At 32.4% G+C, this 14,419-nt stretch carries 13 protein-coding genes; 9 read left to right on the forward strand and 4 right to left on the reverse strand.

Features of this window, described 5'->3' with window-relative positions; genetic code table 11:
- The first annotated feature begins 12 nt into the window (after positions 1–12).
- The 3 genes from WAF17_RS14330 (at position 13) to WAF17_RS14340 (ending at position 4,483) form a co-directional block, all read left to right on the forward strand.
- Positions 13–762: a hypothetical protein gene (locus tag WAF17_RS14330; RefSeq protein ID WP_338760831.1), complete on the forward strand. Its 750-nt coding sequence runs from the start codon at positions 13–15 to the stop codon at positions 760–762.
- A 90-nt stretch (positions 763–852) separates the two neighbouring features.
- Positions 853–2,700 carry an ATP-binding protein gene (locus WAF17_RS14335; RefSeq protein ID WP_338760834.1) on the forward strand — a complete coding sequence of 616 codons (1,848 nt, stop codon included), beginning with the start codon at positions 853–855 and terminating at the stop codon, positions 2,698–2,700.
- 4 nt (positions 2,701–2,704) lie between these two features.
- The gene (locus tag WAF17_RS14340; protein WP_338760837.1) at positions 2,705–4,483 is read left to right on the forward strand and encodes an ATP-binding protein; all 1,779 of its coding nucleotides are present in this window, start codon (positions 2,705–2,707) and stop codon (positions 4,481–4,483) included.
- A gap of 10 nt (positions 4,484–4,493) precedes the next feature.
- On the opposite strand, the gene lpxA is transcribed toward WAF17_RS14340, so the two are convergent.
- The 4 genes from lpxA to WAF17_RS14360 form a co-directional block, all read right to left on the reverse strand.
- The gene (gene lpxA, locus WAF17_RS14345; RefSeq protein WP_338760840.1) at positions 4,494–5,291 is read right to left on the reverse strand and encodes an acyl-ACP--UDP-N-acetylglucosamine O-acyltransferase; all 798 of its coding nucleotides are present in this window, start codon (positions 5,289–5,291) and stop codon (positions 4,494–4,496) included.
- A gap of 238 nt (positions 5,292–5,529) precedes the next feature.
- Positions 5,530–6,336: a sulfite exporter TauE/SafE family protein gene (locus WAF17_RS14350; RefSeq protein WP_338760843.1), complete on the reverse strand. Its 807-nt coding sequence runs from the start codon at positions 6,334–6,336 to the stop codon at positions 5,530–5,532.
- Between the two features lie 226 nt (positions 6,337–6,562).
- On the reverse strand, positions 6,563–7,372 hold the full coding sequence (locus WAF17_RS14355; protein ID WP_338760846.1) for an exonuclease domain-containing protein: 810 nt from the start codon (positions 7,370–7,372) through the stop codon (positions 6,563–6,565).
- A 164-nt stretch (positions 7,373–7,536) separates the two neighbouring features.
- Positions 7,537–8,811, reverse strand: a complete 1,275-nt coding sequence (locus WAF17_RS14360; protein ID WP_338760849.1) for a hypothetical protein — start codon at positions 8,809–8,811, stop codon at positions 7,537–7,539.
- 449 nt (positions 8,812–9,260) lie between these two features.
- Between WAF17_RS14360 and rnhA the strand changes: the two genes are divergently transcribed.
- The 6 genes from rnhA to WAF17_RS14390 all read left to right on the forward strand — a co-directional run bounded on the left by rnhA (position 9,261) and on the right by WAF17_RS14390 (position 14,410).
- Positions 9,261–9,737 carry a ribonuclease HI gene (gene rnhA, locus WAF17_RS14365; protein ID WP_338760852.1) on the forward strand — a complete coding sequence of 159 codons (477 nt, stop codon included), beginning with the start codon at positions 9,261–9,263 and terminating at the stop codon, positions 9,735–9,737.
- 200 nt (positions 9,738–9,937) lie between these two features.
- Positions 9,938–10,393, forward strand: coding sequence for a dUTP diphosphatase (gene dut, locus WAF17_RS14370; protein ID WP_338770199.1), 456 nt, complete (start codon positions 9,938–9,940; stop codon positions 10,391–10,393).
- 227 nt (positions 10,394–10,620) lie between these two features.
- The gene (locus WAF17_RS14375; RefSeq protein ID WP_338760855.1) at positions 10,621–11,634 is read left to right on the forward strand and encodes a sugar phosphate nucleotidyltransferase; all 1,014 of its coding nucleotides are present in this window, start codon (positions 10,621–10,623) and stop codon (positions 11,632–11,634) included.
- A 215-nt stretch (positions 11,635–11,849) separates the two neighbouring features.
- Complete coding sequence (locus WAF17_RS14380; RefSeq protein ID WP_338760858.1) at positions 11,850–13,661, forward strand: tetratricopeptide repeat protein; 1,812 nt, start codon at positions 11,850–11,852, stop codon at positions 13,659–13,661.
- A gap of 6 nt (positions 13,662–13,667) precedes the next feature.
- Positions 13,668–13,853: a hypothetical protein gene (locus WAF17_RS14385; protein ID WP_338760861.1), complete on the forward strand. Its 186-nt coding sequence runs from the start codon at positions 13,668–13,670 to the stop codon at positions 13,851–13,853.
- 191 nt (positions 13,854–14,044) lie between these two features.
- Entirely contained in the window at positions 14,045–14,410 is a 366-nt protein-coding gene (locus WAF17_RS14390) for a hypothetical protein (protein WP_338760864.1), read from the forward strand.
- The last annotated feature ends 9 nt before the right edge of the window (positions 14,411–14,419 follow it).

Here is a 14,419-nt window from a genome sequence, read left to right on the forward strand (position 1 = left end):
AGTTAAAACTTTATGAAAAAACTATTTACGCTACTTACTTTATTATTTGTCTCCTTTTCAGCTTTAGCTCAAACAGATTCACTACAAAATCAAGCTGCTGACAGCACCAACAAAGGCGAAGTCATTATTTCAGCAAGTATTTATAATCGATATATTTGGAGAGGTGTAAACTTTGCAGATGCTCCTTCTATACAAGCACTTTTTGCTTATTCAAAAGGTGGTTTTGAAATCGGAACGTATGGCGCAACTACTCTAAATGGCGACAAACGAGGCTACGGAAATACCATTGAAGTATATGCCACTTATAAGTACAAAAACTTTTCGATTACGATAGATGATTATTTTTTCTATGAATCAATAGATTCTTTAAATAATTATTTTGAGTATGGAAAAAACACCACTCATTTTGTAGAGGGAAGACTGCGCTACGACCACGATAAGTTTTATCTTATGACAGGTTATGTTCTTTATACAAGAGAAATTGATGATACAAAAGGGCTTTACTTAGAGGCAGGATATTATCTCAATGACTATATCAAAGTTGTTGCTGGAGGAGTAACGAGTAGTAGTTTTCTCAATTTTCAAGATACAGGAGGAATTACAAATATTGGAATTTATGGAAACAGAACGCTCAATATTACGCCTTCATTTAGTTTAGATTTACAGACGGCTCTTATTGCAAGTCCTAATTATAAAAATGTAGCTGATATAACAGGAGTAGCACGTAACCCAATACATTTTCTAATTGGCATTACATTTTAGAGAGAGTAAAATATTCAATCAAAAATAATACATCAGCAAAACTGATTTTAACTAACAAGAACCTTTTACACTCTTTATTTTATATAAAAAATGAATAGCACAAAAGAACTTTATCGTAATAGAGCGATACAACTTTTTATTTTTTCGTTTATTCTGACCACTATCGCTTTTGCTTTTATTGGTATGATGTTTTGGAATCATTACGAGTCTAGCAAAAAAATAACAGAGCAAATAGTAGAAGTAGAAAATATAGAAGGTGAGATACTTCTCTACGATGAAATGCTGACTATGTCTGCTCGTATGTACACCTCTACGGCAAATACAATGTGGGAGGAAAGGTATAACCAAACTGTTCCTCTCTTGGATTCTGCTCTGCTTCATGCTGAAAAAGTAGCTCCAAAAGCCTTCGAAAAAGCTATTCAAAAAACAGATAAAGCCAATCAAGCACTTATTCAAAAAGAAACAAAGGCTTTCGAACTTACAAAAGAAGGAAATAAAGAACTTGCTTATTCTATCATTTCAGATGTTTCTTATCAAGAGTATAAGAAAACCTATGCAAGTGGAATGCAAGAGCTAACACAAGCTATGAAGGAAGAGGTAGTCAAGCTACAACAAAAAAATGAAAATAGAGCAACACTTGCCAGCACTATTACACTCATTATTGTTCCTTTTTTACTTTTCGTATGGTACAATACACTCAGACTTATCAGAAAATACATCACTACACAAAGTCAGTTACAATTAGAAATAACAAAACAAAATGAAGGGTTAGAACAAAAAGTAATTGCTAGAACGTCAGAAATTCAAGAAAAAAATGAAGAGCTGCAAGCCTCCGAAGAAGAGCTAAGGCAAAATTTGGAAGAATTACAAACGACACAAGAGCAGTTGCAAAATCAAAAAGAAGAAATAGAAAATGCTTACAAACAATTACAATCGACTCAACAGCAGCTTATTCAATCCGAAAAAATGGCGAGTTTGGGACAGCTTGTTGCTAATATTGCACACGAAATAAATACACCTTTGGGAGCAATTCGTTCCTCGGCAGATAGTATAGAAACTATTTTACTCAAAACGCTTTCTGATTTTTCTGATTTTATTAAAAAATTAGACACCCAAACACTTTCTTATTTTGATGAATTTGTGGCTCTTTCTACTCAAAAAATAGATATATTCTCCAGCAAACAAAAAAGACGAGCAAAATATGCTTTGATAGATAAACTAGAAGAGTTAGAAATAGAAAATGATGAGTTCTATGCTGATGTAATTATGGAAATGAACATGCAAGATGAAAAAGAACTATTCATGAAATTGCTTCAATCCAATAATTCAGAAGAACTCAAAACAGAAGTTTTTGATACAGCCTTACGTTTGTCTAATATCATAAAAAGCAACCAAACCATAAAAGAAGCTACCAACCGAGCAGCCAAAACTGTTTTTGCTCTTAAAAACTTTGCTCGTCAAGACCATTCAGAAGAAAAAACAGAGGTAAACCTAAATCAAACATTAGAAACCACCCTTACACTTTATTATAACCAAACTAAAGTAGGTATTGATGTAATACGAAACCTTGAAGAAATGCCTAGTTTTTTGGGCTATCCAGATGAACTCATGCAAGTCTGGACAAACCTTATTCATAATGCCATTCAAGCAATGAAAGGAAAAGGAGAGTTGAGTATTGCTACTCAAAATAAGCAAGACAAAGTAGTAGTTTCTATACAAGATACAGGAGGAGGCATTCCGATAGAAATTCAAGATAAAATATTTGATGCTTTCTTTACTACTAAAGTAGTAGGTGAAGGAAGTGGTTTAGGTTTAGATATTACACGGAAAATTATAGAAAAACATAATGGAAAGATTTGGTTTGAAACTCAAGAAGGAGTTGGAACTACTTTTTTTGTAGAAATTCCTATTCAAATTGAATCAAAAATAAAGAAATAAATATATGAGCTTTTTAAAAGGCATGATAGAAATTGGCTTTCAACATACTGAGAGCCCTCAACAAAGAAGAGCAACAAAAGTAACAAATATAATAGGTTGGCTTTTAATAACACTATGTGTTTTGTTTCTTTTCTTAATGCTTACTGTTCTTACTTCTAATATAGAACAAGGCTTACCTACTCTGATGATTTTTTTGACGCAAGGTATCTTGACTATCATTCTCAACCATTTTGGTAAGCTACTACTCAGCAAGGCTTTTTTTGTGATTGTAATAAACATAGTCATATTTTATAGTATAAATTCCTCACAGTTAGAAACCTTAAATATTGTAAGCTATTTTATACTCGTACCTATTGCAGCCCTTTTATTTACTACAAAAGAAAAGGTTTGGCGTGTTGTTTTTTGTGTACTTCCTTTTGTGTTTTACCTTATTTCAGAGTTTACAGACTTTCATGCCTTTCCTACTAATGTAGTTAGTCAAGAAGAACTCAAAATGGTAAGAGTAATATCACTAAGCTTCAATATGATTCTTCTTTGGGCGATTATGTATTCTTTCACTTCTGATTCAGAAAGAAGCGAGAAAGAACTACAAGAAAGTATAACTGAACTCCAAAAAACACGAGCTAGTTTGGAGGTACAAGAAGAACTTATAGAATCAAAAAAGGAAATTGAAGCTGCCAATGAAGAACTAAGAGCCTCCGAAGAAGAACTAAAGCAAAACTTAGAGGAATTACAAGCTACACAAGAACTATTACAAAGTCAGAAAAAGAATATAGAAAGTGCCTTTGATGAACTTCAATCTACTCAAAAGCAGCTTATTCAGTCTGAAAAAATGGCGAGTTTGGGACAGCTTGTTGCCAACATTGCCCATGAGATAAATACACCTTTGGGAGCAATTCGTTCGTCTGCTGATAGTATTGAAGTTATTTTATCAGAAACACTACCTAATTTTTCTGATTTTACTAAGAAGCTAGATGAAAATATACTATCTAATTTTAATCAGTTTGTGTCTTTGGCAATTCAAAAAACAGATACACTCACACGAAAAGAAAAGCGTAAAATAAAATATGCTTTGATAGAAGAATTTGAGCAAATGGAACTGGAAGAAGATGAGTTGTATGCCGATTTGATTGTAGATATGAATATGTATGAAGAAAAAGAACTCTTTATGAATCTTCTTCAATCTGATAACTCAGAAACAACTAAAAAAGAAATATTTGATACAGCTTACAAGTTATCTACCGTTATTAGAAGCAATCAAACCATAAAAGAAGCCACCAGCCGAGCAGCCAAAACAGTTTTTGCATTAAAGAATTTTGCTCGTCAAGACCATACAGAAGAAAAAATAGAGGTCAATCTAAATCAAACACTAGAAACAACACTTACACTCTATCACAATCAAATCAAACAGGGAGTAGATGTAGAAAGACACTATGATGAGATTTCCAATTTTTTGGGTTATCCAGATGAACTGATGCAAGTTTGGACAAACCTTATTCATAATGCTATCCAAGCAATGAAAAATAAGGGACAGCTTTATGTTTCTACTAAAAAGAAAGAAAGTAGTATTTTGGTTTCTATCAAAGATACAGGAGGAGGAATTCCAAAAGAAATTCAAGATAAAATATTTGATGCTTTCTTTACTACTAAAGTGGTAGGTGAAGGAAGTGGCTTAGGATTAGATATTACAAAGAAAATTATAGAAAAACACGATGGCAAAATTTGGTTTGAAACTGAAGAGGGAATTGGAACTACGTTTTTTGTAGAAATTCCAATTAACTAGTAATTGAAAATTAAATTCCAATACTAGCATCTTCATTACCACTTTTGATAATTCCTTTTTTTGCATTTTGTATAAACTCTACAATTTGATTTTTTTCCTTTGAAGAAGGCTCTAAAGCTTCTATTTGTTTGAGGGCTTCTTTTGTGTTTAGTCCTGCTGTATAAATCAGACGATAAATTTCTCTAAGTTCAGCAGTTTTATTAGCATCAAAACCACGCCTACGAAGTCCTACAATATTGATTCCTGCATAAGAAAGAGGCTCACGTCCTGCACGAATATAAGGAGGAACATCTTTTCTTACCAACGAGCCACCTGCAATCATGGCATGTGCGCCAATCTTTACAAACTGCAAAACAGCACTTGTACCTCCAATAATTGCAAATTCTTCTACCTCTACATGACCTGCCAGTTGAACTCCATTTACCAAAACACAATTGTCTCCAACAATACAGTCGTGTGCAATATGTACATAGGCCATTACTAATACATTATTCCCAACACTCGTTTGCATTTTATCATCTGTACCTTTATTTATTGTAGCAAACTCTCTGATTGTAGTATTATCACCAATAATAGTAAGTGTTTTTTCACCTTTATATTTCAAATCTTGAGGGTCTCCTGAAATAACTGCCCCTGGATAAATCTTACAGTTTTTTCCTATTCTTGCACCATCCATAATGACTACATTTGCAGCAATCCAAGTTCCTTCTCCTATTTCTACATCGCCATAAATAGTTGCAAAAGGTTCGATAGTTACATTTTTTGCAATTTTAGCATCAGGGTGTATGTTAGTGTTTGGATATTTCATGTGAGTAGGCTGTGGTTGAGTGAGTGCAGTTAAGTAATTATAGTTTTGCTTTAAATTATTTTTTGTCTAAAAGGTTATTTCAACTTTACTGCATAATTGTAGCAAAGTTAAGCCATTATCAACAATTTAACTAAAAAAATAAGAGGAAGACAAAACAATAAACATAAATTTACAAATTTGTTTAGTTGCTTATCTATTTTATTTAACTTTTAACGAAGTAATAGAATGAGAAGATAAATCACAACAAGGAAACTATCTGTTCGCTTATAAAATCATAAATCCCCAAAAACCGAATAATAGCAATAATAATAATTCCTATCAAAATAGCACGAATCCAATAATTTGCTTTTGGGTGTCCGATGGCAAACTTAGCAGCCCACATTGCTCCTAACATTTGGGAAACTGAAAGCGTCAGACCAGCAATCCACTCTACTTGCCCGTTCCAAATAAAAATAGTAAAAGCAGGAATAGTCAGAAGAAGAGTAAGCAAGAGCTTAACAGCATTGGCATTTGTTAGGTTATAACTTGTTACGGACATCAAAACTACGAGCATAATCACACCCACACCAGCCTGTATAAAACCTCCATAAAAACCAACAGCTAAAAAAATTGGGAATAGCCAAGGTAGCCCTAATTCTTTACGGTTTTTGTTTTCTTCTACCCATTTTTTTGGGTTATTTAGAACTAAAAAAAGCATAAAAATCATTACACCACCAATAGCTCGGCTTAACCAAATATCATTTGATTTACCAACTTCTACGGCTACATAAGCACCAAAAGCAGAACCTATAACGGTAGGAATAGCAATTTTCCAGACACCTTTAAAATCTGTTTTTCCACTTTTCAGAAATGCACGAAGCCCTACCAAAGTCTGAAATGTTACGCCTACTCTATTTGTTCCATTTGCCATTCCGACAGGCAGACCAACAGCAACAGAAAGAGCTGTTATTGTTAGAATAGAACCATTTCCTGCCAATGTATTTATTATTCCTGCCAAAAAACCAGCAGCCAACAAGACCAAATAGACCCAAATTGTATATTCCATAATAATCAGTTACCAGTAAAATAGTTACTAGCAATCAGTAAATAATGATTGGTAATAATGAACAGTTAGTTATTGATTTTATCTGTCTTTCTTATTTCTTTAGGAGTAGAAATTAAACAAACTTACACTTTTTTGTAATTGACTGATAGTTAGGTGTTCAGGGTTCGTAATCCGTAATTATTCCTTAGTCTCTAATTCCTCATTCCCATTTCCTAGTTCCTAATCACTACTTATTCAGCATACTCATTTTTAGTTTTATTCTTGTGAGTTCTTGTTTGGTGTTTAGAGGAAAATTATTTTTCATTATCCAATCATAATAGGAAGGTTCTTTTGTCAAGACATCTTCAATTTTTTTGTCTTTGTGTTTACCAAAAGCAAAAACAGCTTCCTTCTTATCATTATAAATCATGCGCCCAGCCAAATCAACACGGTTCGAAAAACTTAATTGATGTAAGGCTTCCATATCGTTTTTTACAGGAACAGTAACTTTTCCAAAAGTATCTTTATGTTCTTGGTTTTCATATCTTTTTACCTGCTCTTCCAAAATCCCAACACACGCCATCGTATCTACTTCTGCACTATGCGCTCCTTCTAATTCCTTATCACAATAAAACTTGTAAGCAGCCGAAAGCGTACGAGGTTCCATCATATGATAGATTCTTTGCAAATCGACTAGTTTACGATTTGAAATATCAAAATCTACTCCTGCTCTCAAAAACTCCTCTACAAGCATCGGAACATCAAAACGCATAATATTGAAACCTGCCAAATCACAACCTTTTAGAATACTTGCAAACGTCTTTGCCATTTGCTTAAAAGTGGGTGCTTCTTTGACATCTTCATCACTAATTCCGTGTATTTTTGTAGTAATTTCTGGAATCGGAATCGTTGGATTTATTTTGTGTGTATGAACTTCTTTTTCGCCATTAGGCATTAGTTTTACAATAGAAATTTCTACAATACGGTCATTGATAGTATCTATTCCTGTTGCTTCTAAGTCAAAGAAAGCTAGTGGGTTTTTGAGATTGAGATTCATAATTAAATTATAAGGCTAAGTTTTTTAATAATTAGACAAAAGTAACAAATTACAAGGCATGTTCATAAAAACTTTGTCAGTAGTTTTTGGTAATCCAAAATAACTCTGATAATAGTTTGAGTACATATTTGACTAAAATATTAAAAACCACATATAATTGTTATCTACTTTTCATTCAATCGCTTTTCAATTTGCTTTACTGTTTTTTTATCTGCTTCTTGCCCTGTTTGAGTTATTATTTCTTTGTATTTTTGATAGGCATCTTGGCTGTCTTTTAGGCGTTCTAAGTTATAGTAGGCGTTGCCAAGTTGTAGGTAAGCAAGGGCAGAGGTTGGTGTAATTTGAGTAAGTTTTTTGTGTATTTCTACAGCATCGATATATTTTTTGGATTGAAGAAGAAGGTTGCCATACTTTTCCAACATCTGAATATATTCTCTTTGAGAAAGTTCAAAATTATTGCTTTTAAAAAGCTCTTGTAATTGTTGTGGCGTTTCGATATTCAACAAAAATTCTGTTCCCCAAAAATCAAAAATACTTTCTAAAACAAGCAGTACAGAATCCTGTTTTTGTTCTTTCTCTAATCTTTGCAAAACAGAATATGTTTTTTTAAGTAACTGAATTGTTTCAGTTTCTACTTGCATATAATTATGAGGGTAAGCAACTTGCTCATAGAAGTTTACAGCTTCGATAATATTACCCTCTTTGACTGCTTTTTGTGCTTTTGCAATAGATTCTAACGAAAAATCAGTTGCTGTCTGGTATTCAAAATTGAGCATGTTTTTGGCTAAATCAAAATCGAATATCCCACAAATAACGGTCGCCTTATAACTCTGCTCCGAACAAATAAAAATTTTTCCATCTTTATAATATGATTCTATTTTCTTATAGGGATTAAATAGAAAGTCTGTCGGGATTTTAGCTAGTTTTTTGAGGTTTCCCTCATTACTAAGTCCGTATAAATACTGTTCTTCATCTTCTTTTTCTGCTCCTACATACAGATTTTTGGTGTTTTTGGGCAATAAATTTGTAGGGAAAGAATCTACTTTCATATATAAGTAGGTACTCAAGTTTTTAGGCAATTCTTTTTGAAAAGTTTTTAAACCTCTATTTCCTTCTTGATTTGGATTGCTTTTTTGAAGACTTTTTGCTTCATTTATCATTTTACTCATCGTTTCAGAAAGCTCTTGAGCCTGTGCTTCACTTACTTCTAAGTTATTAAGAACGTTTTCGACAGAATCGTTATACGCAGCAAAATAAGCACTATCAGCTTCTTTTACAGTAATCAAAGTAGAGTTATTGAGTTTTGGTAAGGTCAGAAGCGTATCAGAAGGTGTTTTTATCGTTATATCTTCTTTATATTTTGTCTCATCTGTACTACAAGACGTACAGAAAACAACTAGCAAAATTGCAATCACTGCTTTATCAAAAAGTAGTTCCATTATATTATTTGTATTACTAATCATGCTATGTATCAAAATCTAGGGAACAATTACGAATTAAAAATTACGGATTACGAAATGAAAATTCAGTATATCTAATTTAAATAACTATCAATCAATTTATTTAAAATCTATTCCTTAGGGTAAACACACGAAAATAAAATACGTGATTTTATACTGACTTATTTTTTTAATTTTAAAACTCAAGTGAGGATGCTTGAATTAGACAAAAACTGGTTTAAGTGTCCTCGCTTGAATCAGTTTTAAAAAAATAGTGAGTTTGCCCTTGTTTCTAATTGATTTATAACAATTTTCGAGCAATTTTGTGTAATAACTACATTTTTGAGCTATAAATGCTATCAAATTCTATTAGTAAGGTCTTTTTTACGACAAATTTTATAATTTTATAGTCAATAATTACCCCAAATTAATCATAAATTAATAGCAAAATGATAGAAATGTACACTGATGGAGCAGCACAAGGAAACCCAGGAAGGGGAGGATACGGAACCGTTTTGATGGCAAAATCATTAGGACTAAGAAAAGAGTTTTCAGCAGGTTTTCGCTGTACAACCAACAACAGAATGGAGCTTTTGGCTGTAATTATCGGATTAGAAGCACTCAAAAAGCCAAATATGAAAGTAAAAGTCTATTCAGATTCAAAGTATGTAGTTGATGCAGTAGAAAAAAAATGGGTCTTGGGTTGGGAGAAAAAAAAGTTCATCAATAAAGGCGAACCACGATTAAATGCAGACCTTTGGAAACGGTTTTTAGAAATTTATAGAAAACATCAAGTAACTTTTCAATGGGTAAAAGGACACGCAGGAATACCAGAAAATGAGCGTTGTGATGAATTAGCTGTGGCTGCTGCCTCCAACTCAAATCTACCAGCAGATGAATATTATGAAAAATATCAAATGAAATAGAGAGAAATAAGTTTTTTCGAATCTTGTAGCATTATAGAACAAAAAAAATGGATATGCTAAAAGAGTTTTAGACCATACATATCAAACCGATGTCGTCTTGATGCCATCTTCATGTTGTCGTTTTTTTCGTTTTTATATTAATATTCTTAAATTTAGCTTTTCAATTTTCAAAAAAATACTCAATTTTAATTTTGAATACAATTATAGAAAATATACTTCAAGTCAAGATAATAAACAAATCTTCAAACCCTCTTCCTTTTTATCAAACAGAAGGTAGTGCAGGAATGGATTTGTATGCAAACATAGAAACTCCTATCGAACTAGACTCTTTAGAAAGGCAACTTATTCCAACAGGAGTTTTTATAGAATTACCTCTAGGCTTCGAAGCTCAAATACGTCCTCGTAGTGGTTTAGCATTCAAACACGGTATTTCAATTGTCAATTCACCTGGTACTATTGATGCTGATTATAGAGGAGAAATAAAGGTTTTATTAGTTAACCTTTCTAAAAATAAATTTGTTATTCAAAGTGGGGAGAGAATTGCTCAAATGGTTGTTGCAAAACACGAACGCATAAATTGGCAAGAAGTACAAAACATAGAAGAGCTTTCTCAAACAGCACGAGGAAGTGGTGGATATGGAAGTACAGGCAAATAAATCAGTTATGTAGTTACCAGTTAATTTCAAATACATAAACAAAGTGAGAAATTAGATTTAAGTAAATACGAAGCATAAGTAATTAGAATATGTCTTTTGTATTCTCTTTCAACTCTCTAAACTCTGTGGTTCAAAAATGTATTCGTATTTTCATTCTTTGTGTGCTCTGTAACTCTGTGTTTAATAAAAAAACAAAAGCATTCAAACAACATAAACATAAAAATATAGTGAAAATAATTATTCCAATGGCAGGACGTGGTTCTCGCCTTCGCCCTCATACACTTACAGTTCCCAAACCTTTAGTTCCTGTGGTGGGAAAGCCAATTGTTGAGCGTTTGGTAGAAGATTTGGCTCGTAGCTCAAAAGAAAAAATCGAAGAAATTGCTTTTATTATTGGAGACTTTGGAGAAGAAGCTGAAAAAGAACTTCTTAAAGTAGCCGAAAATGCAGGTTCGAAAGGCAAAATTTATCATCAAGATGCGCCTCTCGGAACAGCACATGCAATCATGTGTGCGAAAGAATCTTTGTCAGGAAATATAATTGTAGCCTTTGCAGATACGCTTTTTAAAGCTGATTTTTCGATAAATACAGAAAATGATGGCGTTATTTGGGTACAGAAAGTAGCAGACCCATCGGCTTATGGTGTCGTTCAGTTAGATGAGCATGAAGTAATTAATAACTTCGTAGAAAAACCAAAAGACTTTGTTTCTGACTTAGCAATTATTGGTATTTATTACTTTAGAGATGGCGAATATTTGCGTTCAGAATTACAGTATGTTATTGATAACAATATTAAAGATAAAGGCGAATATCAGCTTACGACAGCATTAGAAAATATGCGTCAAAAAGGAACAAAATTCCGTACTGGACAAGTAGAAGAGTGGCTAGACTGTGGAAATAAAGATGCAGTAGTCTTTACAAATCAACGTTATTTAGAGTACCTAACAGATCGAAAAACAGAAACTTTGGTTTCTCCGAGTGCCAATATTGAAAATTCTGTTATTATCGAACCTGTATTTTTGGCAGAAGGAGTACATCTGAAAAATAGTGTAGTTGGTCCTCATGTTTCTATTGGAAAAAATACACATATTCATAATAGCAGAGTGCAAAACTCTGTTATTCAATCAGATACGCTTGTCGAAAATGCACTTTTAGAAAACACCATGTTAGGTAATTTTGTTAAATATAATGGTAAGTCTGAAAATGTGAGTTTGGGAGATTATTCAGAAGTAAAAAAGTAATTTCTTCTATTTATCTTACAAATTCTATTAAAGTAAATTAAAATTAGTGTTTGTGGCATAGTTTCGCTTATATAATCGTATAAGAAACTATGCCCTTTCTGTTTTTAAGAAGAAAATTGATACTATTTTCGTAAATTGATACCTATTCCAACACTTGTAAGTTTTTTAAAGTCTTATTGAGTTGAAAAAAGATACTAAATACAATCAACAACTATATGAAAAATGACAAATTTATAAACTCTCATTTTAGTAGGAGATTAGCTATGTTCCTGCTTTTTTGTGTTTTGGCAATTTCGTTTTCAGATGCTACTGCACAACGTAGAAATAAAAAAGATAGAAAGAAAGATAAAAAAGAGCAGTCAAAAGTGATTCAAAAAGAGCCTATTGATGGTCAGGTAGATAATACTTTGTTAGCAGAACAAGCTTTCTTTGAAGGAATGAAAGAATATATAAAAGAAGAGTATAAAAGAGCAATTCCTTATTTTGAAGAATCTCTAAAAAATGATGGAAATAATCCAACGGCATATTATCAAATCTCACTTTGTTACTACAGAATGAATAATTTGCAGGAGGCTCTTATGTATGCAATGGAAGCCAAAAAAATGGAAAATGAAAATTTTTATTTTCTCTCACATCTTGCTACTGTTCAGCTAGATATGCGAATGCTTGACGCAGCTGAAAGAACTTACAAACAAATTCTTGCTAAAATTGGAGGTGATGAGGTTACTTATCTCAATCTAGCAGCTCTTTATATTGAAATGAATGAATATAAAAAAGCAATCCAAGTGTATGATAGAATGGAAAAAGAGTTGGGATTAAATCAAAATGTAATCCGTCAGAAGCAGATTTTGTATTTACAGATGCAAGACACAGAGTCAGCCATTAATGAAGGAGAAAAACTAATACTCGAATTTCCAGGTGTAATTGATTTTCGATTAGCTCAAATAGAATTATTATTAAATCAAAAACGGTATCCTGATGCAGAACTTCTCTTAAATGGGATTATAAAAGAACAAGAAGAATTTCCTGCACAAGTTCATCTAATGTTTGCTCAAGTATATCATCAACAAGAAAAATCAGAGCAAGAAGTAGAAAGTCTCAAAAAAGCATTCCAGTCAAAAGAAATTCCTTTAGACTCAAAACTTAATTTGTTGATGGGATTGTATCAAAATGCAAATCCAAATACAGAAAAAGGACAAAAAACAATAGACATGAGTAGTGGACTTGCTCAAACTCTTACTCAAATCCATCCAAAAGAATCTTCTTCTTTTGGTGTTTTGGGAGATTTTTTATTAAAACAAAAAAAATATAAAGAAGCTTTTGAAGCCTACGCAACAGCACTCAAAAATGACCCAAACAATTATTCTCTTTGGGAACGAACTACTCAACTCGCTTTGGAATCTCAAAATTATGAATATGCTATTTCTACAAGTGAAGATGCTTTAGAATACTTCCCCAATCAGCCTAATTTGTGGTTTCTCAATGGAGTTGCTTATATGTCTAGTACAAAAAATGAAGAAGCAATTACATCATTAGAACAAGGTAAAAAAATGGTTTTCAATAATCCAGAACTTTTAAGCCAATTCGAATCACAGTTAGGGGATATTTACTATAAAGATAAAAACTATAAAAAAGCTGATGAAGCCTACGAAAAGGCACTAAAACAAAATCCAAATAATGCACATGCGCTAAATAATTATGCTTATTATCTTTCTTTGAGGGAAGAAAAAATGGAACGTGCAACTGAGCTAGGAGCAAGACTTGTAAAGCTATATCCTAATAATGCTACTTATTTAGATACTTATGGTTGGGTTTTATTTATTAAGCAAGACTATAAAGAAGCCGAAAAATATTTGTCTTTAGCTGCTCTGAACACAAGAAGTGCAACCATTGTCGAACATCATGGCGATGTGCTTTTAGAGTTAGGAAAAAAACAGGAAGCTATCTTGGAATGGAAAAGAGCTCTTGAATTAGATGCTGGGAATAAATTACTAAAACAGAAAATAGAAAAGTATGTGGAAAACTAATACCTTATGAAAGCAACTTATTATCTGACTTTTATTGCTGCCAACGCACTTATTGCTTTAGGTTTGGGATATTTTTTCTTTAAGCCTCCAAATGATTATTGGCAAGGACTTTTAGTTGCTGGTGCATTTAATGCCTTTCTGTGTTGGAAATCTTATAAACAAATGAAAGAAGAAGACAAAAACACTGAATGAAGTAATAAGTAGAATTATTAGTAGCTTAGAGCTATTCATTTATCGAAATTTCTTACTATTTCTCATTATTTAGAGTTAGAATATTGAGAGTTACATCTTTTTTTGTATTTTTGAAATGATAGAATTTATTCTGTTCATTAAGATTTTTAAGTTACATTGTTTAATAGAGGGCAAATTTTCCCTAAAATCCCATGACAAGTCAAGAAAAAAAGGCATATATCTTACTCAAATGCGTGATTTTTCATTATCACGGACTTGATGAAGAAGAAAAGAAAATTTTAAAGGAAACAGCAGATGCGCTCAATGCTCATCAAGAATTAGCGTGGGCAAATGATTTTATTGGAGAAGATTACTACAATGCCTTCGAACGTGCTAGAGAAGAGTTGCAACCTACAATGTTAGAGCTAGACAAACCAAAACGATTAGAATATCTATCAAAAGTATGGAATGCAAACATGACAAAAGGATATATTTCTGAAATGGAAGCTATGGCAATGATAAAACTAGCAAAAGACTGGGATATAGAAACTGAACTTATAGAGTCAATTAAGAAATAAAAAGTAAGA

The sequence above is a fragment of the Bernardetia sp. ABR2-2B genome, from assembly GCF_037126435.1.
GTDB lineage: Bacteria > Bacteroidota > Bacteroidia > Cytophagales > Bernardetiaceae > Bernardetia.